This window comes from Caballeronia sp. INML3B (assembly GCF_023631305.1).
GTDB classification, from domain to species: Bacteria; Pseudomonadota; Gammaproteobacteria; order Burkholderiales; family Burkholderiaceae; genus Caballeronia; species Caballeronia turbans.
In genome coordinates this window covers 1-25892 of record NZ_JALQDI010000070.1, presented here as the reverse complement: position 1 = coordinate 25892, position 25892 = coordinate 1, and the positions used below count along the sequence as shown (strand labels likewise).

Here is a 25892-nt window from a genome sequence, read left to right as displayed (position 1 = left end):
CGCCTTGCACCGCGTGCCAGTGCAACAAAAAGCCGCCGCGCCGACCTTCGGCACAGCGGCTGTCGATGTCCACGCGACGACGATCAACCCATGGAAAACGCCGTCTGCCGCCGCTGCCGCCGCCCGACCCACGCCGCCGACAGCGCGCTGATGACCCCCGCGGCGAGGCAATATCCCGCGATCATCCAGGGATCGCCGCCGTTGCGCTGCAAGAGCCATGTCGCGACGATCGGGCTGATGCCGCTCGCGAAGATGCCCGAGAACTGATACACGAACGATATGCCCGAATAGCGCACCTTCGCATCGAAGAGCTCGGAAAAGAGCGCGGCTTCCGGGCCATAAATAGACGCATACACCACGCCCAGCGGAATCACGACAGCGAGCCACGCGAGCATCGTATTGCCGCCGCTGTTCTTCATCAGCCAGAAGCCGAAGAACGCGGACAGTCCCGTCGCGAGCGATCCCCAGAAGTAGATGCGCGCGCGTCCGATGCGATCCGACAGCCGCCCGAAGAACGGAATCGTGAAGATCATCACGAACGCGGCGACCATCACGCCGAGCAGCGCATCGGTGCGTTGCAGATGCAGCGTCCCCGTGAGATATGAAATCGAGAACACGCCGAACACGTTGAAGAACACGCCGTCGATGAAGCGCGCGCCCATGCCGGCGATCGTGTTGCCGGGATACTTCGAGATCACGTCGACGATCGGCATGCGCGCTTCGCTGCCCGTCTTCTGGATGCGTGCGAATTCCGGCGTTTCCATCACGTTAAGGCGGATGTACATGCCGATGAGCACGAGCGCGAACGACAGGAAGAACGCCACGCGCCAGCCCCAAGCGAGGAACTGCGCATCGGTCAGCGTGAGCGAGAGGCCCGCGACGACACCCGACGAAAGACACAGTCCGAGCGCAAGACCGATCTGCGGAATGCTCGCGTAAAAGCCGCGCTTGTTCGCGGGCGCGTATTCGAACGCCATCAGCACTGCGCCGCCCCATTCGCCGCCCAGACCGATGCCTTGCAGCACGCGCAGCAGCAGCAACAGCGAGGGCGCCCAGATGCCGATCTGCGCATACGTCGGCACCATGCCGATCAACACTGTCGCGACGCCCATGATCGTCAGGGTCATCACGAGCATGCTCTTTCTGCCGACGCGATCGCCGAAATGGCCGAAGATCACGCCGCCCAATGGCCGGCTCAGAAAGCCGACGGCGAAGGTGCCGTAGGCGAGCATCGTCGAGATGAGCGGGTCGCCGCTCGGGAAATACAGCTTGTTGAAGACGATGCCGGCGACCACGCCGTATAGAAAAAAGTCGTACCACTCGATCGTCGCGCCAATCAGACTGGCGACGACGACTTTGCGCATCTGCTTGCCATCGGTTCGGGGCGTTGCGTTCATGGTTGTCTCCGTGATGTGTGTGCGAGACTTGTGCTCAGTCTCTCTGGCCTGCGTGGGCCGTGGGCTTCTTCACAACGACTTCAGGTGCGTCTTCCACGTGCGTGACCTGTTGATAGCGCCGGTCCTCGAGAATCATGTCGGCGGCTTTCTCCGCGATCATGATGACGGGCGCGTTCGTGTTGCCCGATACGAGTTCCGGCATGATCGACGCATCGACCACGCGCAGGCGTCCGATGCCGCGCAGCTTGAGGCGTTCGTCGACGACCGCGAGCGCGTCGCTGCCCATCTTGCAAGTGCCTGCCGGGTGATAGATCGACTGACTGAACTTGCGCGCGACTTCGAGCAGTTCGGCATCGGACCGATACTGCGGACCGGGAATGAACTCCGACACGATATGCTTTGCGAGCGACGGCGCGGCGGCGATGCGGCGCGCCACCTTGATACCGCCGATCACGACGGGATGATCGCGTTCGTCGGAGAGATAGTTGGCGTGAATCGCCGGGTAGCGCAGCGGATCGTTCGAGCGGATTTCGACACTGCCGCGGCTGTACGGCCGCAACTGACACACCGACGACGTGAACGCCGAGAACGGATGCGCGCCCTGACCGGGCTTGTCGGCGGAAAGCGGTTGCATGTGAAACTGGATGTCGGGACGCGCGAGCTCAGGCGAGGAGCGCGTGAAGATAGCGACCTGGCTCGCCGCAAGCGTGAGCGGCCCGGTGCGCGATAGCGCGTATTGCAGGCCGATGAGCGCCTTTTTCAGCGGATTGTTGACCTCGTCGTTGAGCGTGCGCTCACGCGTCTTGAACACGAGACGCACCTGCAAATGATCCTGCAGATTCCGGCCGACGCCGGGCAACGCGTGCCTCACCTGCACGCCCGCATTGTCGAGCACGCTCACGGGACCGACACCCGAGTTCTGCAGGATCTGCGGCGAGCCGATCGCACCGGCCGCGAGAATCACTTCGACGCGCGCACGAACCGTCTTCATGACGCCTTCATGCATGTACTCGATGCCCGTCGCTTCCTTGCCGTTGAACAGCACCTTGCGGGTCTGCGCATGCGTCTGCACGATGAGATTGCGGCGATCGCGCACCGGCTTGAGAAAGCCTTTCGCCGTGCTCCAGCGAAGACCCTTATAGGCCGTCTGCTGAAAATAGCCGACGCCTTCCTGTGTCGCGCCGTTGTAGTCCGCGTTGAACGGGATGCCGATCTCCTGTGCCGCCGCGATGAAGTGATCCGCAATCGGGCGGCGCAAACGCAGGTCCGATACCTTCAACGGACCGCCTGCGCCGTGATACTCGCTCGCGCCATGCTCCTGATCTTCCGACTTCCTGAAGTAGGGCAGCACGTCCCTGAAGCTCCATCCCGTGTTGCCCAGTTCGGCCCAGCGGTCGTAGTCTTCGCGCTGCCCGCGCACATAAAGCAGCCCGTTGAGCGAGCTGCAGCCGCCGAGGACCTTGCCGCGCGGCCAGTCGATGCTGCGTCCGGCGACGGCATCGTCCGCTTCCGTGCGATAGCACCAGTCGAGCTCTGGATCGTGCATCGTCTTGAAGTAGCCGACGGGGATATGAATCCACGGGCTCGTGTCGGGGCCGCCCGCTTCGAGCAGCAGCACGACGTTGGACGGATCGGCGCTCAGACGGTTGGCCAGCACGCATCCCGCTGAACCCGCACCGACGATGACGTAATCGACTTCCTGCTGCATGACACCTGTCTCCTGAAGTCTTCTTTTGGAACGAATCGTTTCGTTTGCGTTTCGTTCAATGTGGAAGAAGCGGGCAAGGAAGCCAAGAGAAAAGCGCGGAAGCTCGCGAAAGTGAAACGGAAAATACGAAATCCGATTCAGAAACAAGGCGGGATTCGGGTTGTCCCTATAGATTATTTCGTCATCCGAATGATCCATGTTGCGACGCGTCAGAAGGTCGCCGTGAGTTCGGCGGCGGCTTCCTGCAAACGCGGCACGAAGGTCAGCGCGCGCGACAACGCCATGCGCGACACCGGCCCATGCACGGCGATGGCCGCGATGCATTTGCCGCGCGAATCGAATACCGGCACCGCGACACACGCGATCCCGAGCACGAACTCCTCGTTGTCGACCGCTATGCCCTTGTGCGCGATGCGATCCAGTTCCGCTTCGAGCAGGTTCGGATCGTCGAGCGTATTGGGCGTGAAGCGTTCGAGCCGCATCGCGCGGATGAGGGCGGCGCGTTCGGCGCGCGGCATCGTCGACAGCAGCAGCTTGCCGCTCGCGCTGCAATGCGCCGGCACGTGCGATCCGGGCTTGAGTTCGAGCCGCAGCGCCCACGGCGATTCGCAGCGGTCGAGATAGAGGACCTGCGTGTCGTGCAGCGTGCTCAGGTTGCAGGTCTCGCCGAGATCGGCGACGAGACGCTCCAGAATCGCGTGGCGCTGACGCCTTGCGCCACTGTGCATCATCACGTCGACGCCGAGCCGTTCGAGGCGCGGGCCGATTACATACCCATTCTTCTGGCCCGGCTCACGCGCGACGAAGCCGCCCGCTTCGAGCGACTGCAACATGCGATGCAGCGAGGCCTTCGGCTGCCCGATGATGTTCGCGAGTTCCGAGAGCGAGCACGCGCCCTTCGCCGCGACGAGATGCTCGAGCACGCTGAAGGCGCGCAGCGTAGGCGTCTCGGAGCGCGCGTGGTCGTCGGGCGGCGCGCTGTCCGTCGATTCGGGCTGAATGAACGCATCGGTATCGGCTCGCGTATCCATGTTGCGCACTCACGTCGTCTGATGCCGCGCTGCCTGCGCCTGCACGCAGGTCACGGCGATCACGTGATAGATATCGTCGGTGCTGCAGCCGCGCGACAGATCGTTGGTCGGCTTTGCGAGCCCTTGCAGCAGCGGCCCGATAGCCTTGGCGCCGCCGATGCGCTCCGCGAGCTTGTAGCCGATGTTGCCCGCTTCAAGACTCGGGAAGATCAGCGTATTGGCGTGCCCCTCGATCTGTGAGTGATGCACCTTGCGCATTGCGATCTCCGCAACGATCGCGGCATCGAGCTGCACGTCGCCGTCGATGGCGAGGCCGGGGCGGGCTTCTTTTACACGCCGCGTCGCATCGATCACTTTATCGACGGCTGCATGGTGCGCGCTGCCGCTCGTCGAGAAGGACAGCATCGCGACGCGCGCATCTTCCATGAGCAGGCTGCGCGCGCTGTCGGCGGCGGCCATTGCGATTTCGGCGAGTTGCTCCGCATCGGGCTCGACGACGAGCGCGCAATCCGAAAAGATGAGGCCGCCTTTCATCGTATGAAAAGGCTCGCACAGCATCATGAGAAAGAAACTTGAAACAAGCTTGAACGACGGTCGCACGCCGATGATCTGTATTGCGTTGCGCACGACATCCGCGGTCGTGTTGACCGCGCCGGCGACTGATCCGTCCGCCTCGCCCGTTCGCACCATCAGGTTCGCGAAGCACAGCGGATCGAGCACGGCGTCGCGCGCCTGATCGGGCGTCATGCCTTTTTTCTCGCGCAGCGCGAAAAGCTCTTCCGCAAAGCGTTCGGTATGTGATGAGTGAGACGGATCGATCACGTCGATGCCTTCGAGATCGATCCCCGCGCTGTCCGCGACCTGATACGCACGCGCTCGCGCGCCCACGAGCGCGATGCGCGCAATGCCTTCCTTGTGCGCGCGTTGCGCCGCCTGAAGCACGCGCGTGTCTTCGGCTTCGGAGAGGACGATGCGCATCGGCAGGTCGCGAGCCTGATCGATGATGCGATGCATGGCTTTCATGGCGGGCTCACTGTCATGGGTTGGAAGACGCCGCTCCGGGCGCGGAGCGGCGCGGCGCTGGACTCAGACGTAGTCCTTGTATTTGTCGAGCATACGCACCGGCTTCGAGAGCGCGTCGCGGCGGAACGGATCGCCGAGTTCACGCGTGCACATGATCTCGATGATCGTCGTCTTGCCGTGATTCATCTGCAGATCGATGGCCTTCTTCAGCGCCGGGCCGACGTCCTCCAGCTTGTCGACGACGATGCCTTGCGCGCCCATCGCCTTCGCGATCTCGGCGAAGCTCTGGTTGTCGAGCTCGCCCGCAACGAAGCGGCGATTGTAGAAGTCCACCTGATTCTTCTTCTCGGCGCCCCACTGACGGTTATGGAACACGACCGCCGTCACGGGAATGTTGTGCCGCACGCAGGTCATGGTTTCCATCAGGCTCATGCCCCAGGCGCCATCGCCCGCATACGAGACGGCCGGACGATGCGGCGCCGCGACCTTCGCGCCGATGATCGTCGGGAACGCATAGCCGCAATTGCCCCAGCTCATCGCCGCAAAGAAGCTGCGCGGCTTGTTGAAGCGCAGATAGCTGTTGGCGACCGAGTTGATGTTGCCGATGTCGGTGGACACCATCACGTCTTCGGGCATCGCCTTCTCGAGTTCGCGCAACACCTGCCGCGGATGCAGATACTGGCCGCCGCTGAACGGCTTCTCGTTCTTCTGCTCCTCGATCATGTCGAGGCTGTACGGATCGCGCTCGTGCGTCCATTCGTCGAGTTCTTTTTCCCATGCGGCCTTTTCGGAAGCGATGGTCTTCGCGCGGGCGTCCTTGGTGGCGTCGCAGTCGAGCTTGCGATCCGCGAGACGTTGCGTGAGCGCGATGGCCGTCGCCTTCGCATCGCCGCAAATGCCGACGGAAATCTTCTTCACGAGGCCGAGCATCTTGTGGTCGGCGTCGATCTGGATGACCTTCGCGTCCTTCGGCCAGTAGTCGAGGCCGTGCTGCGGCAGCGTGCCGAAAGGCCCGAGACGCGAGCCGAGCGCGATCACGACGTCGGCCTGGCTCAGGAGCTTCATCGCGGCCTTCGAGCCCTGATAACCGAGCGGGCCGCACCACAGCGGATGATTCGCCGGAAACGAGTCGTTATGCAGATAGCTGTTGACCACAGGCGCGCCGAGACGCTCGGCGAGCGCCTTGCATTCCTCGATGGCATCGGACATGACCACGCCGCCGCCCGAGATGATCACGGGGAATTTCGCTTCGGCGAGCAGATCGGCGGCTTCATTCAGGCTCTGGTCGCCGCCGGGGCCGCGATCGAGACGCTGAGGCTTCGGGATCTCGACCTTGACCTGGCCGTAGAAGTAGTCGCGCGGAATGTTGAGTTGCGTCGGGCCCATTTCCGACATCGCGCGGTCGAAGCAGCGCGCGGTGAATTCGGCCATGCGCGCCGGGTGGGTGACGTGGCCCTGGTATTTCGTGAATTCCTGGAACATCGGCAACTGCTTTGCCTCCTGGAAACCGCCGAGGCCGATGCCCATCGTGCCCGCTTCCGGCGTGACGATCACGACCGGGCTGTGGGCCCAGTACGCCGCCGCGATCGCCGTCACGCAATTGCTGATGCCCGGGCCGTTCTGGCCGATCACGACACCGTGACGGCCCGACACGCGCGAATAGCCGTCCGCCATGTGGCCCGCACCTTGTTCATGCACGACCGGAATCAGGCGGATGCCGGCGGGCGCAAAAATGTCCATCGCGTCCATGAAGGCCGAACCCATGATGCCGAACATCTCGGTCACGCCATTGGCGGCGAGCGTCTCGACGAAGGCTTCGGATGGGGTCATCGCCTGCGGACCGGTGGGCGCCGCGCTGGCGGCGAGAGTGGTCTGGGAAGGACGGGCTTGGTCGTGCTCGCTCATGAGTGTCTCCGTTGAGATAAACGGAACGTATTGTTCCGGAATATGTATCTTGGAGACATCGTAGGACGGGCTGATTTCGCCGTCAATCCTTTTCTCAAATAAATGGAATGTTTTGTCTCTAAAAAATTCGGAATTTTAGAGTGGGCTGACGGTGCGACCGCCGCCGGGGCTCGCGTGACGGGCGTCTCGGCGGGAAGAGGGAATTAGCGCGCCACTGGATGATGGCGCGCCATGAGCGACAGGCCATCGGAGGCATCCATGAGCGTGGCGAGCTTCACGGCGGTTTCGCGCAATTGCGGCACCGCCTGGAGCAAGTCGTTGAGATTGGCGCGGGCGGTCGGTGCATGCGCGGCGAGACACGCCAGCACCCGCCCGGTCGCGGTTTCGGTGATGGGAACCGCGACGGCGACCATCCCCAGCACGAACTCCTCGTTATCGATGCCGATGCCACGCGCGGCGAGCCGGTCGAGTTCTGTTTCGAGCAAGGTGCGATCGGTGAGCGTGCGATGCGTCCTCTTCGTGAGCGTGAGCCGGCCGAGGATTTGACGACGCTCGGCGAGCGGCATCTGCGAAAGGAACAACTTGCCGCTTGCGGTGCAATGCAGCGGCACTCGCATGCCGGCCTGCATATGAAGGCGCAGCGGCTCGGCCGTCTCGACGCGTTCTATATAAAGGACCGTATCGCCATCGAGCGCAGTGAGATTGCAGCTTTCGCCGATGACGTCGACGAGCGCGCGCAGGATCGAGCGGCAGCCGCGCGTGAACGAGTTATTGGCAAGCGTGGCCAGTGCGAGCTGGGCGGCGCGCGGTCCGAGTGCGATCCCGCGGTCGGTGCCGCGCGAATCGGGCATGTGCGTCACATAGCCTTGCGCCTCGAGCGAGTCGATCAGCCGCAGCAGTGTTGCTTTGGGAATGCGCACGCGCGCCGCGAGTTGCGACAGCGTGTAGGCATGGCCGGCCGCGGCCAGTTGTTCGAGTACCGCGAGCGGACGGAGCGTCCGCGCTTCATCGCCGGCATGCCCGGCGGGATCGAGATGTGTGACGTCGCGCATGAGCCGGAAACGGAACGTTTGGTTTCGAATTACGGCTACTTTACGCGCCCTTTCCCCGGATGCGCCACAATTTTCGGAATGGGCGGTTGCGTTTTTATTGTTCGCGAATGCGCCTCAAAACGTCTTGCCTAGCTCCGCTGCGGCTTCCTTGAGGCGCGGGACCATTTCCAGCGCGCGCGAGAGCGGCGTGCGCGATACCGGCGCGTGAACGGCGATCGCCGCGATGCATGAGCCGTTGGCATCGGCGATCGGCGCCGCCGCGCACACGATGCCCTGAACGAACTCCTCGTTGTCGATCGCAATTCCCTTCTTCGCGATGCGGTCGAGTTCCGCTTCGAGCATTTCCGTGTCGGTGATGGTGTTAGCGGTGTAGCGCTCGAGTTTCATCGCGCGCACGAGCGCATTGCGTTCCTCGCGCGGCTGCAACGCGAGCAGCAACTTGCCGCTCGCGCTGCACCAGACGGGCACGTGCGAACCGGGCTTCAGATCGAGCCGCAGCGGCCACGGCGCTTCCACGCGGTCGAGATACAAGACCTCGTTTTCATGCAGCATCGTGAGATTGCACGTTTCGCCGAGATCGGATACGAGCCGCGTGAGGATCGCGTGCCGTAACCGCCGCGCGCCCGCGTGCGTCATCACATTGAGGCCCAGTTGCGCGAGGCGCGGGCCGACGACATACGCGTTCTTGTCGCCGGGTTCGCGGATCACCAGTCCGCCCGCTTCGAGCGACGCGAGCATGCGGTGCAGCGAGGGCTTCGGCATGCCCATGTCGTCGGCCATGTCCGTCAGCGACACCGGGCTGCCTGCCTGCACCAGGTATTCTAGCAACGCGAAGGCTCGCAGCGTGGGTGTATCGGGCTTGTCCATCGGCATGATTTCCAGTGAATTCGTTCGACATTATTTTAAATGAGGTGCGGATCCACGCCGCTCTGGCCGTTTGGATAAAAATAAACGAAATGAATTGTTCCGGAAAAACATAGTTGCTATGCTGGAGCCTCTGCCACGGGAGACGAAGCCTCATGATGCGCGACACATGGTTGGACGAGCCGGACCGGAGCGTGTCCGTGCGCACGCTTTTCGGCATCGATACGGACCTGCACGTGCCGGCGTTCAGCACGCGCGACCCGCATGTTCCGGAAATCGACGAGGCGTATCGCTTCAATCCCGAGGTCACGCTGGCCATTCTCGCGGGCTTCGCATGTAACCGCCGCGTGATGGTGCAGGGTTTGCACGGCACCGGAAAATCGACTCATATCGAGCAGGTGGCGGCGCGGCTTAACTGGCCGTGCATGCGCGTGAATCTGGATGGCCACGTGAGCCGGCTGGATCTCGTCGGAAAGGACGCAATCGTCGTACGGGACGATGTGCAGGTCACCGAGTTTCAGGAAGGTATCGTGCCATGGGCGCTGCAACGGCCGGTCGCGCTCGTGTTCGACGAATACGACGCCGGCCGCCCCGATGTGATGTTCGTGATCCAGCGCATTCTGGAGCGCGACGGCAGCTTCACGCTGCTCGACCAGAACCGGGTGATTCAGCCGCATCGTTTCTTTCGCCTGTTCGCGACGACGAATACGATCGGCCTCGGCAATCTGAACGGCATGTATCACGGCACGCAAATGCTGAATCATGCGCAGATCGACCGCTGGAACGTGGTCGCGACCCTGAACTATCTGTCGCGTGAAGAAGAGGCGCGCATCGTGCTCGCGCGCGTGCCGCGTCTCGATGACGACGCGGGCCGGGCGCTCGTCGATTCGATGGTGAGCATGGCCGGGCTCACGCGGCGCGGCTTCGCTGCGGGCGATCTGTCGACGCTGATGTCGCCGCGTACCGTCATCAACTGGGCCGAAAACTGCGAAGTTTTCCACGACGCGAAGCTCGCGCTGCGTCTCACTTTCCTGAACAAATGCGACGAAGCGGAACGGCCGATCGTTGCGGAATATTTTCAGCGCGCGTTCGGCGAGGAACTGGACACGCCATCTCAGTGGCACGACGAGTCGGCAACGTGAACGGGCCGCGTGAACTCGCGCGACGCGATGCGTTATGCGCGGCGACCGTGCGGGCCTTGACGGGCGATGAAGCGTTGCACTATCGCGGCGGCAGGCTGTATCGCCACTTGCGGCCGGTGCCCTTCTATGCGCCGCATTTGCGCGGCGAGCGCAGGGACGAAGAAGACGTCGATTCGACACGCGGCGCCGCCGACGCGTCCGCGTTGCGCATCGCATATTCGGACGCCGCGCTGCATCGGCACATGACGCCCGATGAACCCGTCGAGCGCATGGTGTTCGACATGCTGGAGCAGTTGCGTTGTGAAACGCGCGTGCCTGTCGGCATGGAAGGCGTGAGGCGCAACGTGCGGCATCGTTTCGACGCGTGGTCGCTCGCGTGCTACGAGGCGGGCGTGCTCGACAGCGATATCGGCCTCTTGATGTACACCGTCGCTCAAATGGCCGAATCGCGCCTGTCCGGGCGCGCCGTGCTCGAAGCGACCGAAGGACTCATCGAGGCCACGCGCGCGGCGCTCGCGCCATCGCTCGGGCATGCGCTTGCGGGCATGCGGCGGCATTGCGCGGATCAACGTGCGTATGCGGTTCATGCGCTCGACGTCGCGCTAAAGATCGGCGAAATGGTGCGCGACGTGCGGCACGCGTTCGTCGAAAATAACGCTTCATCCGATGACGAGAAGGAAGAGGCCGCGCGCACGATGCTCGGCGCGTGGTTCGATATCGACGATGAAGAAGGCAACGTCGAACGGCTCGCGCTCGCCGCGAGCGGCGAGAGCACCGCGCGTGAGGCGTCGGGTGAGAACTATCGCGTGTTCACCACGCGCCACGACAAGACGATTCGCCCGGCTGCGCTGATACGCCCCGCGCTGTTGCGTGAATATCGCGAGCGTCTCGACGATCTGATCGCGGCGCGGCATATCAACGTGCCGCGTCTCGCGCGCATGCTGCAAGCGGCCATTACCGTGCCGCATCGCGACGGCTGGTCGTTCGGCGAGGAAGAAGGGCGCATCGACGGACGTCGCCTCGCGCAAGTGGTGGCGTCGCCGGATGAGCGACGCGTCTTCAGGCGCGAGCGGGAACGTCCGCATGCGGATTGCGCGGTGAGTTTTCTCATCGATTGCTCGGGTTCGATGAAGGCGAGCATCGAGCCTGTCGCGGTGATGATCGATGTGCTCGTGCGCGCACTCGGCATGGCGGGCGTCGCGACCGAAGTGCTCGGCTTCACGACCGGCGCATGGAACGGCGGCCGCGCGAAGCTCGACTGGCTCGCGAAGGGCCGGCCGAAGTATCCGGGCCGGCTCAATGAAGCGTGCAACATGATCTTCAAGGAAGGCGATGCGAGCTGGCGTGCAGCGCGCGGCGACATTGCGGCGCTGTTCAAGGCCGATCTGTTTCGCGAAGGCGTCGATGGCGAAGCGGTGGACTGGGCGTGTTCGCGACTCGCTGCGCGTGCGCAAGCGCGGCGCATCGTCGTCGTGATCTCCGATGGCAGCCCGATGGACAGCGCAACCGCACAGGCCAACGATCCGAACTATCTCGATCAGCATTTGCGCGAAGTCGTCGCGAAGCTCGAGGCGGCGCGCATGGTCGAGGTGCTCGGGCTCGGCGTGGGGCTCGATCTGAGTCCGTATTACCGGCATCACTTTGCGGTGGATCTGTCCAGCGCGCCGGATATGACCTTATTCGCGAAGCTCGCTGCATGGCTCGGCGCGCGGCGCAGACACAGCACTTAGCGCGCGGTCTGTGTCGTCTGATTCGAAGAGGCCGATAAAAACGATTCGCGACGCTTCGACGTGCCGGCATCGCGTGACATGCCAGCGCTTGGCGACGACATGAATCTGCGCACAGGTGCCATCGACAAGCCGCACGAAACCTTTGGCGCGCAAGAGCCGGTCGCTGAACGACGCGCATGCGGCATTGCGCGAGCAAAAGAGGATTTCGGCCCCGTATGACCCGACAAAAGGGTCGGCCGTAGTGCCAGAAAGGGCTCATCGCCAGGGCCAGCGGCGCGCCGTGGCGCCTCCCATGAAGAGCGGCCTGGCACTAACGATGATTCCGGCGTGGCTCTAAACGGTGCGCGAAGTTAGGTGCAGTATGAGGGTACTTTCCAAGGAGTTATCGGTGGCTACTCTCGATTACGTTGCGCCGGCCCTTCGTGGCGCGTGCGCCCCATACGATCCGCTTTACGACCCGCTCGTCTCGCCCATCGGCCGTCAGGCGATGGACTATGCGCCGACCTACTGGGTCGCGACCGCCGGCGAGCCGCCCGATGACGACGGACCTTTGTCCGGCGACGCCGACGTCGATGTGCTGATCGTCGGCGCGGGATTCACAGGCCTCTCGACTGCGCTCTTTCTCGCGCGGGAGCACGGCATCCGCGCGACCGTCGTCGATGCGAACCGCACCGCGTGGGGCTGCACGAGCCGCAACGGCGGGCAAGGGCAGAACGCGAGCGGCCGTCTCTATCGCTCTCAATGGATCGAGCGATGGGGCAAGCAGACGGCGCTCAGGCTCGACGCGGAAATCCGCGAAGGCTTCGACACCTTCAAGACACTGATCGGCGAATTCGCATGCGATCCGCAGCCGGGCGGGCATCTGTACATCGCCCATCGGGCGCGCAAGATGGACTTTCTCGCGAACGAATGCAAGGTGATGCGCGATGTCTTCGGCTACGACGCGCGCATGCTGAGCGCGAAGGAAGTCGCGCAATCGTATGTCGACGATCGCGAAAACTGCGGCGCGCTGCTCGAACCCGATGGCATCGGCGTGCATCCGCTCAAGCTCGCATTCGGTTATATGCGCATGGCGCGCTCGCTCGGCGTGAAGGTGCATACGAGCACGCCCGTGCTCGGCGTCGAGACGGTTCGCGGCGTGCATCACGTGCGCACGCCGCGCGGCGTGATTCGCGCGAAGGCGGTTGCCTTTGCGACCGGCGGCTATACGCGCAACGACATGCATCGCGCGCTGTCCGCGAAGATCATGCCGATTCTCTCGAACTCGCTCGTCACGCGGCCGCTCACGCAGGAAGAACTCGAATCGACCAACTTCCGCACGCATCAGGTCATCACCGATACGCGCACGCTGCGCTTTTACTATCGGCTGCTGCCGGACAATCGCGTGCAGATCGGCAGCCGCAGCGCGATCACGGGCGCGGATGCGGCGAACCCGCGGCACATGGATGTGCTCATCGAAGGCTTGCATCGCAAGTTCCCATCGCTGAAGGGCATTCGCATCGACTATTCGTGGTGGGGCTGGGTCGATGTGAGTCACGACATGATGCCGCGCGTCGCGCAGCCCGATCCGCATGAAAGCGTCTTCTACGCGGTCGGATACGGCGGCAACGGCGTGTCGTTTTCCGCGCACGCGGGGCGGCGCATGGCCGAGCGCGTCGCGGGCAAGTGGCAACGCAGCCGCGACGATCTGCCGATCTACGACTCCGCGCTCGAATATCCGAACGTGATGGGCATGGTGCGATGGAAAGGCTTCGCGCCCTTCCGCCGCGTCGGCCAACGGTTCCTCTATCACAAGTATCTGGCGCAGGACGAGAAGCGCTGAACCTTGCTGACTCTTTCGCAACGCACTGAAAACATCGACACATGAGCACTCAAACGAATCAGGATTATGTCCGGCTGCTGGAAACTTTCAACGATGCGTGGAATCGCCACGACCTCGATGCATTGATGAACTGCATGGCCGAAGAATGCGTCTTTCACGGCGTGGCCGGACCCGATGCGCTGGGCCGCACGTTCAAGGGCCGCGACGAGGTCCGCAAGGGCTTCGCGCTTGCGTGGGAAACCTTCCCCGATGCATCGTGGAAAGAGGGCGAGCATTTCGTGAGCGGCGAGCGCGGCGTATCGGAATCGACGTTTCGCGGCACGAAAGCGGACGGCTCGCGTATCGAGGCCCGCATGGTGGACGTCTTCACGTTCAGCGACGGCAAGATCGCCGTGAAGAACGCGTATCGCAAGGACCGACCGGCGCTTTGAAGCGATGTAGAGACGATCCAGTGAAATGACTCGACTCGCCGGCAACGAACCGGCGAGCGAGCCTCGAATCGACACAAGCAAAGCAGGAGACGACATGCAAGCGAACACGGAGCAAGGCGATCTCAAGTGTGGCCTCAAACAGCGCCACATGACGATGATCGCGCTGGGCGGCGTCATAGGCGCCGGACTTTTCGTCGGCAGCGGTGTGGTGATTCAGCAGGCCGGGCCCGCCGCGATTCTCTCGTTTCTCATCACAGGCGGCCTCGTGGTCCTCGTCATGCGCATGCTGGGCGAAATGGCCTGCGCGATGCCCGCTGTCGGCTCGTTCTATGAATATGCGCGCCTCGCCTTCAAGACGCAGCGCGGGCCCGGCCGGCTCGCCGGCTTCCTGACGGGCTGGATGTACTGGTACTTCTGGGTCATCGTGATCGCGCTGGAAGCGGTCGCGGGCGCGAAGCTGGTGCAGTTCTGGGTACCCGACGTGCCTGCATGGATCATCAGTCTCGTGCTGCTCGTCGTGCTCACGCTGACCAACCTCATTTCAGTCGGCAGCTATGGCGAGTTCGAGTTCTGGTTCTCGTCGATCAAGGTCGGCGCGATCATCGTGTTCCTGTTCCTCGGCGGCCTCTACGTATGCGGTTTCTGGCCGGCGTCGATGCACACGACCGATGTCGCCACGACCTTTCTCGGCCACGGCGGATTCATGCCCAAGGGCATCGGGCCGGTGATGACGGGCGCGGTCGCGGCGACAGGCTTCTACTTCGGCGCCGAGATCGTCACGATTGCAGCGGCTGAAGCGAAGGAGCCCGCGAAGGCCGTCGCGAAGGCGACCAACTCGGTCATCACGCGCGTGCTCGTGTTCTACGTCGGATCGGTGGCGCTCGTCGTCGCGCTGGTGCCCTGGAATTCGCATCAGATGGCAACGCCTTACGTGAGCGCGCTCGAAGTGATGGGCATGCCCGCCGCAGCCAACGTGATGAACGCGATCGTGCTCACCGCCGTGTTGTCCGCGCTCAATTCGGGTCTCTACGCTGCATCGCGCATGCTGTTCGCGTTGACGCGTCACGGCGATGCCCCGCTCGGCCTCGCGAAGGTCAACAAGCGCGGTGTGCCGGTGCGGGCCATTCTGCTCGGCACGGTGTTCGGTTACGTGTCCGTGGTGATGTCGTATGTCTCGCCGGATACGGTGTTCGCGTTTCTCGTCAATTCGTACGGCACGGTGGCGATCTTCGTGTACCTGCTGATCGCGTTCTCGCAATTGCGTCTGCGCGCCCGCATGACGAGCTTCGAAGCGAACGACCTGCGCGTGCGCATGTGGGGATTTCCCTATCTCACATGGCTCGCGATCTTCGGGATGACCGCGATCCTCGTCGCGATGGCTTTCATTCCCGACCAGCGCAAGCCGCTGTGGCTGGGCGTCGCGAGCCTCGGCATTCTGATCGTCGCGTATGTCGTGTTCAAGCGCGGCCGCAAGGAAGCCGAGATCGAAGACGACGCGCATTCGACCCGGCATCTGCAAACGGTCGAACGATAAGCACTGAGATGAGCGCCGGTTTGCTGCATTGCAAACCGGCTGATTTACTCTCTGAACGTCCTGGCGGTTTCTTCGGCGGTGCGACGCAGATCGGGTTCGAACGCGAGCAGTTGATCGAGCGCGACGCGTCCGACCGGCGCCTGAATGGCGATCGCCGCGCACGCGCGATTGCGATCGAGCATTACCGGCACCGCAATCGCAACGAGGCCCTGCAAATGCTCCTGGTTATTGATGGCGAGCATGCGGCGGCGCGTCAACGCGAGTTCGCGGCGCAGCGCGTCGCGATCGGTGATCGTGCGCTCCGAATACGAGCGTAGCGGCAGGCGCTCGATCATGCGCTCGCGCCGCTCCTTCGGCAGGAAACTCAGCAGCAGCTTGCCGCTTGCCGAGCAATGCAGCGGCACATGCGAGCCCGGCTGCAAATGCATGCGCAACGGCCAGCCTGTTTCCACGCGATCGACATAGACGACGTCGTTACCCGCGAGCATCGTCAGATTGCAGGTCTCACCGACGCGCGCGACGAGCTGTTCAAGCAGCGCATGACGCGCCGCTGCGGGGCCCGCGTGCATCAACACGTTGATGGCGAGCGTGCGCACGCGCGCCGAGCATTCGTAGAGCTTGTCGCTCGCGCCGCGTGTCACGAGCCATGCGTCCATCAGCTGCACGAGAATGCGATGCACGGTCTGCTTGGGCAGGCCCAATGCATCGACGAGCTCGGTCATCGAAAGCGGGCGATTCGCTTCGGCGAGCGTTTCGAGCACGCGGAACGCGCGCACAGCGGCGGCATTCGATTGGTTCGACGTCACGTTGCCTTGTCTCCGTCTTACTGGTTTGCGTTTTCCTTTTATTGTGCGTCGAAAACACCGGTTTTCGGGACTCGTGAAAGTCCCGAAAAGCTGAATTTCCGATGCTCGCGATATCGCTGCATGCGTTAGTCCAGAAAACGGGACCGCGCGATGAACACGGCTGACTAGATTGGGAAGCATCGCCAATCTTCCAACAGCCGAGGTTTATCGCATGAATCACATGGCAAGCGGCGCGACGCTCGCGCGTCCCGGCGAGAACGCGCCGAACACACAGGAACCCGATGTGGAACGCGAGGTCGCTGCGCTCGTGACGCGAGCGCGCGCCGCGCAACAGCGCTTCGAGCAAGCGGGACAGGAGACCCTCGACATCGCCGCCGCGGCTGCCGCGTGGGCGATCATGGAGCCGCAGCGCAACCGGCTGCTGGCGGAACTGGCCGTACGCGACACGGGCCTCGGCAACGCCGACGACAAGTTCCGCAAGAACCATCGCAAGACGCTCGGGCTGCTGCGCGATCTTCACGGCGTCGCGACGACAGGCGTCGTTGCGCGCGACGAGGAACGCGGCATCGTCGAGATTGCGCGTGCGGTGGGCGTGGTCGCGGCGATCACGCCATCGACGAATCCGGCCGCGACGCCCGCGAACAAGATCATCAACGCGCTCAAGTGCGGCAACGCGGTCATCGTCGCGCCTTCGCCGAAGGGCTATTCGTCGTGCGCGTTGCTGATCGGCTTCATTCACGCCGAGTTCGCGAAGGCCGGTCTCGATCCCGATCTCGTGCAGATGTTGCCGCATCCGATCGGCAAGGCGGCGACCGCTGCGTTGATGCGGCTCGCCGATCTCGTCGTCGCGACCGGCTCGCAGGCCAACGTGCGCATGGCCTATACGAGCGGGACGCCGGCATTCGGCGTAGGCGCCGGCAACGTTGCATCGATCGTCACGGCGAACGCGAATCCCGATGACGCGGCGCGCAAGATCGCCGTCTCCAAGACGTTCGACAACGCGACGAGTTGTTCGTCGGAGAACAGCGTCGTGATCGAAGACGCCATTTACGCGTGCATGCTCGATGGGTTGACGAAGCAAGGCGGCGTACTGCTCGACGCAGCGCAGAAGGCGCAATTGCAGGCGGCAATGTGGCACGACGGCAAGCTCTCCGCGCGCTGCACCGCACGCTCGGCGACGGTGATCGCGCGCGAAGCGGGCCTCGACGATATCGCCGCGCGCGCGCCGAAGTTCCTGATGGTCGAAGAGACCGGCTACGGTTCTCAGCATCCGTTCTCCGGCGAAAAGCTCTCGCCCGTGCTCGCGGTCTATCGCGCGCGCGACATCGGCGCGGCCATCGATATCGTGCGCGGCATCTACGGCTACATGGGCGCGGGCCATTCGGTCGGCGTGCATGGCGCGGACGACGCGCTCGCCGTTACGCTCGGCATGCATTTGCCGGTGGCGCGCGTGATCGTCGATCAGGCGCATTGCCTCGCGACCGGCGGCAACTTCGACAACGGCCTGCCGTTCTCGCTCTCGATGGGCTGCGGCACATGGGGCGGAAACAATTTCTCGTCGAATCTCGGCTATCGGCAGTACCTGAACGTCACGCGCGTCGCGTACCCGATAGCGGAACGCGTGCCCGAAGTCGACGCGCTTCTCGGCGACTACTTCCGGAGGGTCGGGCGATGAGCGCCGTGCCGGATCGAATCGTTGCGCCTGCCCGGTTGCCGCGCGATGCATCGACGTTGCGTGCGTTGATCGACGCGCGCGCGCAAAGCGCACCCGACAAGCCGTTTCTGCTCTCCACCGCTCGCGACGACGTGCTGACGTTCGGCGCATTGCGCGACGATTGCATCGCGCTCGAAGCACGCTTCAAGGCGGCCGGCCTGCAACGGGGCGACGTGGTGTCGGTATTCATGGGCAACGGCATCCAGACCGCGCGCCTGCTGCTCGCGACGATGTACAGCGGTCTCGTCGCCAATCCGTTGAACCTGCTGTGCCAGCCTTCGCAGTTGAGCTATATCGTCGAGCATTCGGATACGCGCATGATCTTCGTCGCGGACGATACGCACGACACGATCGTCGAAGCGATCGATGCGTTGCGGCGCGAAGGCATGGATCGCGAGATCGCGGTGGTGCGCACCACGCCGGCGTCGGGCGCAATGCCGGATATCCCGGCGCTTTCATCGCGCGCGACGCCGCTCGTGCGCGATGAAACGCCCGGCACGCGGATCGTCGCGAGCGACGCGGGCGCCATGAATTCCGGCGATACCGCGCTGCTCATGTACACGTCGGGCACGACGGGCGCGCCCAAGGGCGTGCTGCTGAGTCATCGCAGCCTGCTTGCGAACATGCGCCATATCAGCGCGGAGCATCACCTCTGCGACGACGATCGCGTGCTCGTGTCGCTGCCGCTCTATCACATCAACGGTCTCGTGGTCGCGCTGCTGACACCGCTCTGGCACGGCGGCTCGGCGGTGATGACGCCGCGCTTTTCCGCGCGCACGTTCTGGCGCGAGGCTTCGCATTCCGGCTGCACGTGGATCAATGTGGTGCCGACCATCGTCGCCTATCTGTTGAATGCCGAGGGCGAGCATGACTGCGATCTGTCGGCGCTGAAGTTCTGCCGCAGCGCATCGGCGGCGCTGCCGGCCGATCATCATCGCGCATTCGAGGCGCGCTTCGGCATCGGTGTCATCGAAACGATGGGGATGACGGAGACCGCCGCGCCGGTGTTCAGCAACCCGTATGACCCAACGATGCGAAGACTCGGCAGCATCGGTTTGCCATCGGGCGGCGAAGCGAAGATCGTCGATACCGACGGCCGTGAATGCCTGCCGCATGAAACCGGCGAACTCGTGCTGCGCGGCGAGCAGCTGATGAGCGGCTACTACAAGCGCCCAGAAGAGACACGCAATGCGTTCACCGCAGACGGGTGGCTGCGCACCGGCGACCTCGGCTATCGCGACGAAGCGGGCTTCTTCTACATCAACGGGCGCGCGAAGGAACTCATCATCAAGGGCGGCGAGAATATCGCGCCGCGCGAGATAGACGAAGCGCTCCTGCGTCATCCGGGCGTGCTCGAGGCGGCCGCGGTCGGAGTGCCCGATGCGGCGTATGGGCAGGACATCGTCGCGTACATCGTGCCGAGCGGCGGCGCCACGTCGCTCGACGTGGCGGAACTGCGCGCGCACTGCCTGCGCGAGCTCGGCCGCTATAAAACGCCGCGTGAATTCCGCTTCACCGATGCATTGCCGCGCGGCCCGTCAGGCAAGGTGCAACGCCTGAAGCTCGTTCAGGATCCGCAGCCCGCGGGATAGGCAGAAGCGGATTCACTCACACGACATTCCACATCAGATGGACTGAAGGAGACACTGTGAACAAGCATCGTCAGCGCGTGAAGACGCGCCATATCATTCTCGGCGTCATGTGCCTGATGTACTTCATTTCGTACATCGACCGGGTGAACATCGCCGTGGCGGGACCGTTGATCCGGCAGGAGATGGGTCTGACGTCCGTGCAGCTCGGCCTCGTGTTCTCCGCGTTTGCTTATCCGTACGCGGTGATGCAGATCATCGGCGGATGGCTCGCCGATCGTTTCGGGCCGAAGCTCGTGCTCACCGTGCTCTCGCTCATCTGGGGCGCGGCGACGCTCGCGACGGGCTTCGCGGGCAGCATCGGCATGCTGGTGCTGTTGCGTCTCGCGCTCGGCATCGGCGAGGGCGGCGCGTTCCCGACCGCGACGCGCGCCTTCACGTTCTGGATGCCGGTGCACGAGCGCGGCTTCGCGCAAGGCATCACGCATAGCTTCGCGCGGCTGGGCGGCGCGGTGACGCCGCCGCTCGTGCTCGCGGTGGTCGCGACGAGCGGCTGGCGCGAGGCGTTCATTCTGCTCGGTATCGCGAGCCTCGCATGGACGGCGCTGTATCTCTTCGTCTTCACCAATTCACCCGATGAGAACCGCCGCGTAACGCCCGAGGAGACCGCTGAAATCGGCTATCGCGCGGGCGAATGCGCGCGTGCGAGAAAGAACCCGACGCCGTGGCGCAAGCTGATTCATCGCATGTGGCTCGTGACGTTCGTCGACTTCTGCTACGGCTGGCTGCTGTGGGTGTATCTGACGTGGCTGCCTTCGTACCTGAAGGAATCGCGCGGCTTCGATCTGAAGCATCTCGCCCTCTTCACCGCGCTGCCGCTGCTCGCGGGCGTGATCGGCGATACGCTCGGCGGCGTGATATCGGACCGCATCTACAAGATGACGGGGCGGCTGCGGCTCGCGCGTTGCAGCATTCTGGTCGTCGGCATGGGCGGCTCGCTCGCGTTCCTCATACCGATGGTCAATGCGCCGAGTCCCATCGCGGCGGTATGGTTCCTGACCGGATCGTTCTTCTTCCTCGAGATCACGAATCCCGTGCTGTGGACCCTGCCGCTCGATATCGCGGGCAAATATGCGGGCACGGCGGGCGGCATGATGAACACGGGCTTCGGTCTCGCCGGCATGGCGTCGCCGGTGGTGTTCGGCTACCTGATCCAGGAGACGGGCAGCTACAACGTGCCGTTCACGATCTCGGCGGCATTGCTTGCGGTTGGGGCGTTCGCCGCGCTCTTCATCGATACGAGCAAGACGGTCGAAGCCGATGAAGCGCGCGAGGCGCAGAATCGTGGCGATATGGGCGTGCCCGCGTTCGCGGGCGGGGCCGGACAGTGGCATGAGTAGCGCGCGCGCCGGGTGATCGCCCGACGAATTGTGTCGATTCGGCAAGGTCCCTCTGTTACGCTCCATCGTCCTTTGACTGGCGACGAGAAGATGAGTACGGAGCATGACATCAGGGAGCGGGCGGTGTCGCTTGCCGCCGCTGCCCAGGCGGCGGCGCAGCGCGGCGACCGTGATCGGGCGCTCGCCCTGTGGCGCGAGACGATCGAGCTCGAACCGCACGAAGTGCATTACGCCATTGCATCGACGAATGATCTGGCCGGGATGGGTGAGCCGTCGCTCGCGCTCGATGTCTGCGCGCAATGGATTGCACGGAACCCGGACAACGCGCTCATTCGCGTGCAGCGCGGGATCGTCTATCTGAACAACTGTTCGGATCGCGACAGCGCGATCGAGTGCCTGGCCGAAGCACTTTTCATCGACCCGGACAATCATGATGCGCACGCGGCGCTTGCCCAGATCTATCTGTTCGCGAGTCAACCGGAGTTGATGCGCTTTCATGCGAAGCAGGCGCTCATCAGGGCCGACGGCAAGAGCGCGCTGCGTCTTCGCGGTCGGTTTCTCTCGGATCACGGCGGGGTCATCGAACAGGCCAGCTCGATGCTCGCAGCCGCACCCGGCGATGCCGACATCCGGATGATGCTCGGCAAGGCGCTCTACATGCAGTGCCGTTTCGATGAGGCGCTCGATGCGTTCAGACGTGTCGTGGAGAGCGAGCCGTCCAGAGTGGAGGCCATCGGCGCTTTAGGCGATACGCTCATTTTGCTCGGACGCGAGCAGGAAGGCTGGCGCGTGCTCGAAGGACTCGCGAGCGATGAGCATGTGCTGGCGCACTATCCGGACATCGCGCCGCATCTCGCGAAAAAATGGCGCGGCGAGCCGCTGCAAGGTAAGCGTATCCTCGTCGCGTACCATGCGGGCATAGGCGACAATCTGATGCTGGCGCGCTACGCCAGGCAACTTGCGGATGCGGGCGCGTCGGTGCATTTCGTGTGTCGGCCCGAATTGCATCGGCTGTTTCGGGATCTCGACGGCGCGCAAAGCGTCGCGTCCGGCTGGCGAACGGACGAACTGGCTCATGTCGATTACTGGGTGTTCGACTATCTGTTGCCCGCTTACCTGGGCAGGGCGGGCATGTGCGGCGCCGGGCACGGATACATCCGCACGCGGCCCGAGGCGCGCTCGCGCTGGGATGCGTACATGCAGCCCTACGAGCACAAGCTGAAGGTGGGACTGTGCTGGTTCAGCGGGCCGCATAACTTCAGCGGCATCGACCGCTTCGTGCCGGCGCGCGCGCTCGGGCCGCTGTCCTCAATCGAAGGCGTCGAGTGGTTCATCCTGCAGAAGAATCAGGCGAACGCGCATCTGGCGAGACAATCCGGCATCCGCGCGCACGATCTGTCATCCCAATGGGACGACTTCGCCGACACGGCCGGCCTCGTCGATCATCTCGATCTCGTGATTTCCGTGGACTCGTCGCCATTGCATCTGGCAGGCGCCCTCGGCAAGCGCGCCTGGGCGATACTTCCTGCCGCGCCGGAATGGCGCTGGGGGCGGCAAGGCGAACAAACGGCGTGGTATCCGGACATGCGCTTGTATCGGCAGGCGCGCTTGCATGAGTGGGCGCCGGTCATCACGCGGATCGGGGATGATCTGCGTGAGTTGATCGGTCGCCGGCGGGACTCCTGCGATTGAACACGCAAGAGGCGCGCTCAGATCTTCCCCTCGCGCACGCGCCGCTCCAGCCTGAACACGCCTGGCGGAACGAAGTACGTCCCGAAGCGCACGAGACCCGTGCGCTTCAGGTGACAGGTCATCTCGAAGCTCACCTGCAAGCCCGGCTCGGGCGTGTCGACCATCTCCACGTCGATCGCCCGGATGCGCGGCTCGTACTTCACGAGCGTCGCTTCCATCTGCTCCTTGAGCGCCTGCGACGACGCGGGCAGCGCCTTGTAGATGTTGGTCAGATCGGGCAGCCCGTAGTCGGGCAGATGCTTGAGCGCCCCGGCCCGCGTGTTCAGGATGCGCCGCACGTTCTGCTGCACGCTCAGGACTTCGAGCGTGCGGTCGTCGAAGTCGCTGAGCGGCTCGCCGTCGATCTGACCGAGCAGCATTTCATAGAGGGATGGACCGGCTGGCATTGTCGCTCGCTTCAGACGGCTGCTTGCACCGACTCGCCGCGATCGATGAACTCGATCGTCAGATTGCCTTGCTCGGATTGCGCGAGACGGATCTCGGCAGGCGCGGCGGCGCTCGCCATGCGTGTGAGCAATTCGCGCGAGACCGTTGGCAGGATGCGCTGATCGAGGAACGCGTCGATATTGCGGGCACCCGAATCGCGCGACAGGCACATCTCGGCGAGCGATGCGATCAGCGTCTCGTCGCACACGAGCGTCACGTCATGCTGACGCTTCAGGCGAGCCGCGATCTTCGCGATCTTCAGCCGCACGATGCGGCCGAGCGCGCTCACGTCGAGCGGCCGGTAGACGAGCGTCTGGAAGCGCGCGAGCAGCGCAGGCTGAAAGTGCTTCACGAGCGGATCATGAATGGCGTCGAGCAGCGCGGCATGCGCGATGTCGGGCGTATCGGTCGTCGCGTCGTGAATCTGTTCGCTGCCGAGGTTCGACGTCATCAGGATCACGCAGTTGCGGAAGTCGATCTCGCGGCCTTCGCCATCGCGCATCGAGCCGCGGTCGAAGACCTGATAGAACATGTCGAGCACATCGCGATGCGCTTTCTCGACTTCATCGAGCAGCACGACGCTATAAGGGCGCTGGCGCACGGCTTCGGTGAGAACGCCGCCGCGCCCGTAGCCGACGTAACCCGGCGGCGAGCCCTTCAACTGCGATACCGTGTGCGCTTCCTGATACTCCGACATGTTGATCGTCGTGAGCGCGGCCTGGCCGCCGAAGAGCACATCGGCGAGCGCGAGTGCCGTCTCGGTCTTGCCAACGCCCGATGTTCCTGTCAGCAGGAACACGCCGAGCGGCGCATGCTCGCTCTTGAGTCCCGCCTTCGCGGTGCGCAGGCTTTGCGCAAGCATGCCGAGCGCGTCGTCTTGCGCGACCACGCGCTTTTGCAACTGGTCCTCGAGCGTGAGCAAGTTCAGCAGTTCGTCTTCAACGAGATTGCCGACCGGCACACCGGTCCATTCGGCGACCACGCGCGCGATGGCTTGCGCATCGACATCGGCGAAGATCAGCGGCGTCTTGCCCTGTGCTTCGGCGAGCGCGCTCTTGGCGGCGGCAAAGGCGTGGGCGTCGGGCTTTGTCGCACCGTCGCCGCGTTGTTCCAGGAGCGCGCGAACCAGCGACAGCTCACGCTCATAGCGCGCCTCGATCTCCGCGAGATCCTCGTTGGCCTGTGCGATCGCGGCTTCGAGCGCGTCGCGACGCGTGGCCGTATCGTCGATGCCCGCGCGCTCGTCCGCGTCGATGGTCGCGCGTTCGAGCGCAAGCGCCGCCACGGCCGCGCGGGCGCGCTGCAATTCGGCGGGCGGCGTATCGAGACCCATGCGCACGCGCGCGGCGGCCGTGTCGATCAGATCGACGGCCTTGTCCGGCAACTGGCGCGCGGGGATGTAACGGCGCGAGAGCCTGACCGCCGCGACGAGCGCTTCGTCGCGGATATGCACGTTGTGATGCTTCGCGTATCGGGTCGCGAGGCCGCGCAGCATCAGGCAGGCGGCATCGTCGTCCGGCTCCTCGACCTTCACCATCTGGAAGCGTCGCTCCAGCGCCGCATCGCGCTCGAAGTATTCCTTGTATTCCGTCCACGTCGTCGCGGCGATCGTGCGCAGTTCGCCGCGCGCAAGCGCCGGCTTCAAGAGATTAGCCGCATCGGAACCGCCGGCCGAATTGCCCGCGCCGATCAGCGTGTGCGCTTCGTCGATGAAGAGCACGATCGGTGTCGCCGAAGCCTTTACTTCGTCGATCACGTTTTTCAGGCGCTGCTCGAACTCGCCCTTTACGCCCGCGCCGGCTTGCAGGAGACCAAGATCGAGCGTGAGGATGCGCACCTCTCGCAACAGCGACGGCACGCTGCCTTGCGCGATGCGCAGCGCGAGCCCTTCGACGAGCGCCGTCTTGCCGACGCCCGGCTCACCGACGAGGATCGGGTTGTTCTTGCGGCGGCGCACGAGCACGTCGATCATCTGCTGGATTTCGCGATCGCGGCCGAACACGGGATCGATTTCGCCGCGACGCGCTTTCTCGGTCAGATCGATGGCGAAGCGTTCGAGTGCTTCGCCTTCGGTCGAGCGTGGCGTGGGTTGAGCGGCCGCTTTCGTATCGGATGCCGGCGTGCTTGCTTCATCGGCTTCATCGTCTTCCTGCGCGGGCGCGTTCTCGCACGACGCGCGCGCGAGCCGCGGCACAAGACGTTCGATCTGCGCGCCGGACAGCGAGAAAAGCGGCCATGCGTCTTGCGTGCGCATCACGTGCGGCGCGGCGATGATCGCGCGCAGCAGATGCGCCGAGCGGATCGTGCCTTCCATATCCTCACGCGAGGCGAGATTCCACGCATCCTGCAGCACGCTCGCGAGCTGGATGGACAGCGACGGCATGCCGCGCAGATTGCGCGGCAGACGATCGATCGCGGCGAGCAGCGCGTTCCAGATCGCATCCACGTCGATTTCATAGTGACGCAGGATCGCCGGAATATCCCCTTCGTCCGCTTCGATCAGCTTCAAGAGCCAATGCTCGACGGTGATTTCATCGGAAAGGCGCGTCTGGCACAGGCTCGCGGC

The 25892-nt window shown here is 64.0% G+C and carries 20 protein-coding genes; 9 read left to right on the top strand and 11 right to left on the bottom strand.

The annotated features are described in order from the left end of the window. Positions 1 to 83 precede the first annotated feature (83 nt). The 7 genes from NCS58_RS28480 to NCS58_RS28450 all read right to left on the bottom strand — a co-directional run bounded on the left by NCS58_RS28480 (position 84) and on the right by NCS58_RS28450 (position 8983). Positions 84 to 1397 (bottom strand): MFS transporter, encoded by a 1314-nt coding sequence (locus NCS58_RS28480; protein ID WP_250478067.1) that lies wholly within the window; start codon positions 1395 to 1397, stop codon positions 84 to 86. 34 nt (positions 1398 to 1431) lie between these two features. Then, the gene (locus NCS58_RS28475) at positions 1432 to 3105 is read right to left on the bottom strand and encodes a GMC family oxidoreductase (RefSeq protein ID WP_061119498.1); all 1674 of its coding nucleotides are present in this window, start codon (positions 3103 to 3105) and stop codon (positions 1432 to 1434) included. A gap of 209 nt (positions 3106 to 3314) precedes the next feature. Further along, on the bottom strand, positions 3315 to 4136 hold the full coding sequence (locus tag NCS58_RS28470) for an IclR family transcriptional regulator (RefSeq protein ID WP_250478066.1): 822 nt from the start codon (positions 4134 to 4136) through the stop codon (positions 3315 to 3317). Between the two features lie 9 nt (positions 4137 to 4145). After that, positions 4146 to 5159 carry a phosphate acetyltransferase gene (pta, locus tag NCS58_RS28465; protein WP_250478065.1) on the bottom strand — a complete coding sequence of 338 codons (1014 nt, stop codon included), beginning with the start codon at positions 5157 to 5159 and terminating at the stop codon, positions 4146 to 4148. A 63-nt stretch (positions 5160 to 5222) separates the two neighbouring features. Continuing rightward, positions 5223 to 7064 (bottom strand): sulfoacetaldehyde acetyltransferase, encoded by a 1842-nt coding sequence (gene xsc / locus NCS58_RS28460; RefSeq protein ID WP_061119496.1) that lies wholly within the window; start codon positions 7062 to 7064, stop codon positions 5223 to 5225. Positions 7065 to 7267: 203 nt separating this feature from the next. Continuing rightward, a complete protein-coding gene (locus NCS58_RS28455; protein ID WP_061119495.1) occupies positions 7268 to 8116 on the bottom strand; it encodes an IclR family transcriptional regulator in 849 nt (282 codons plus the stop codon). 114 nt (positions 8117 to 8230) lie between these two features. Next, positions 8231 to 8983 (bottom strand): IclR family transcriptional regulator, encoded by a 753-nt coding sequence (locus NCS58_RS28450; RefSeq protein WP_061119494.1) that lies wholly within the window; start codon positions 8981 to 8983, stop codon positions 8231 to 8233. Positions 8984 to 9135: 152 nt separating this feature from the next. Here NCS58_RS28450 and NCS58_RS28445 point away from each other — a divergent pair, with 152 nt between their 5' ends. Both NCS58_RS28445 and NCS58_RS28440 read left to right on the top strand, forming a co-directional pair. Beyond that, positions 9136 to 10122, top strand: coding sequence for an AAA family ATPase (locus NCS58_RS28445; protein WP_086961280.1), 987 nt, complete (start codon positions 9136 to 9138; stop codon positions 10120 to 10122). Next, entirely contained in the window at positions 10119 to 11852 is a 1734-nt protein-coding gene (locus NCS58_RS28440; RefSeq protein ID WP_250538922.1) for a cobaltochelatase CobT-related protein, read from the top strand. Before NCS58_RS28445 ends, NCS58_RS28440 begins: the two co-directional genes overlap by 4 nt. Here NCS58_RS28440 and NCS58_RS34525 read toward each other — a convergent pair. Further along, positions 11799 to 12056 (bottom strand): GTP-binding protein, encoded by a 258-nt coding sequence (locus NCS58_RS34525; RefSeq protein ID WP_086961276.1) that lies wholly within the window; start codon positions 12054 to 12056, stop codon positions 11799 to 11801. The two genes, NCS58_RS28440 and NCS58_RS34525, sit on opposite strands and share 54 nt — an antisense overlap. A 184-nt stretch (positions 12057 to 12240) precedes the next feature. Between NCS58_RS34525 and NCS58_RS28435 the strand changes: the two genes are divergently transcribed. The 3 genes from NCS58_RS28435 (at position 12241) to NCS58_RS28425 (ending at position 15639) form a co-directional block, all read left to right on the top strand. Continuing rightward, positions 12241 to 13674: an FAD-binding oxidoreductase gene (locus NCS58_RS28435; protein WP_086961274.1), complete on the top strand. Its 1434-nt coding sequence runs from the start codon at positions 12241 to 12243 to the stop codon at positions 13672 to 13674. Positions 13675 to 13715: 41 nt separating this feature from the next. After that, positions 13716 to 14105: a nuclear transport factor 2 family protein gene (locus tag NCS58_RS28430; protein ID WP_061119491.1), complete on the top strand. Its 390-nt coding sequence runs from the start codon at positions 13716 to 13718 to the stop codon at positions 14103 to 14105. Positions 14106 to 14199: 94 nt separating this feature from the next. Then, complete coding sequence (locus tag NCS58_RS28425; RefSeq protein WP_061119490.1) at positions 14200 to 15639, top strand: amino acid permease; 1440 nt, start codon at positions 14200 to 14202, stop codon at positions 15637 to 15639. A gap of 44 nt (positions 15640 to 15683) precedes the next feature. Here NCS58_RS28425 and NCS58_RS28420 read toward each other — a convergent pair whose 3' ends face one another. Then, complete coding sequence (locus NCS58_RS28420; RefSeq protein ID WP_061119489.1) at positions 15684 to 16445, bottom strand: IclR family transcriptional regulator; 762 nt, start codon at positions 16443 to 16445, stop codon at positions 15684 to 15686. Positions 16446 to 16656: 211 nt separating this feature from the next. Between NCS58_RS28420 and sauS the strand changes: the two genes are divergently transcribed. The 4 genes from sauS (at position 16657) to NCS58_RS28400 (ending at position 22840) form a co-directional block, all read left to right on the top strand. Then, a complete protein-coding gene (gene sauS / locus NCS58_RS28415) occupies positions 16657 to 18120 on the top strand; it encodes an acylating sulfoacetaldehyde dehydrogenase (protein WP_061119488.1) in 1464 nt (487 codons plus the stop codon). After that, positions 18117 to 19751: an AMP-binding protein gene (locus NCS58_RS28410; RefSeq protein WP_250478064.1), complete on the top strand. Its 1635-nt coding sequence runs from the start codon at positions 18117 to 18119 to the stop codon at positions 19749 to 19751. The genes sauS and NCS58_RS28410 overlap by 4 nt, the downstream gene beginning before the upstream one ends. A 56-nt stretch (positions 19752 to 19807) precedes the next feature. Continuing rightward, positions 19808 to 21148 carry an MFS transporter gene (locus NCS58_RS28405; RefSeq protein ID WP_409219313.1) on the top strand — a complete coding sequence of 447 codons (1341 nt, stop codon included), beginning with the start codon at positions 19808 to 19810 and terminating at the stop codon, positions 21146 to 21148. Between the two features lie 90 nt (positions 21149 to 21238). Further along, positions 21239 to 22840 (top strand): tetratricopeptide repeat protein, encoded by a 1602-nt coding sequence (locus NCS58_RS28400; protein ID WP_061119486.1) that lies wholly within the window; start codon positions 21239 to 21241, stop codon positions 22838 to 22840. 17 nt (positions 22841 to 22857) lie between these two features. On the opposite strand, the gene tssE is transcribed toward NCS58_RS28400, so the two are convergent. Together tssE and tssH are read right to left on the bottom strand one after the other, a co-directional pair. Then, a complete protein-coding gene (gene tssE / locus NCS58_RS28395; protein WP_061119485.1) occupies positions 22858 to 23286 on the bottom strand; it encodes a type VI secretion system baseplate subunit TssE in 429 nt (142 codons plus the stop codon). Positions 23287 to 23297: 11 nt separating this feature from the next. Continuing rightward, positions 23298 to 25892 (bottom strand): type VI secretion system ATPase TssH (tssH, locus tag NCS58_RS28390; RefSeq protein ID WP_250478063.1); only part of this gene is annotated, 2595 nt, incomplete at its 5' end.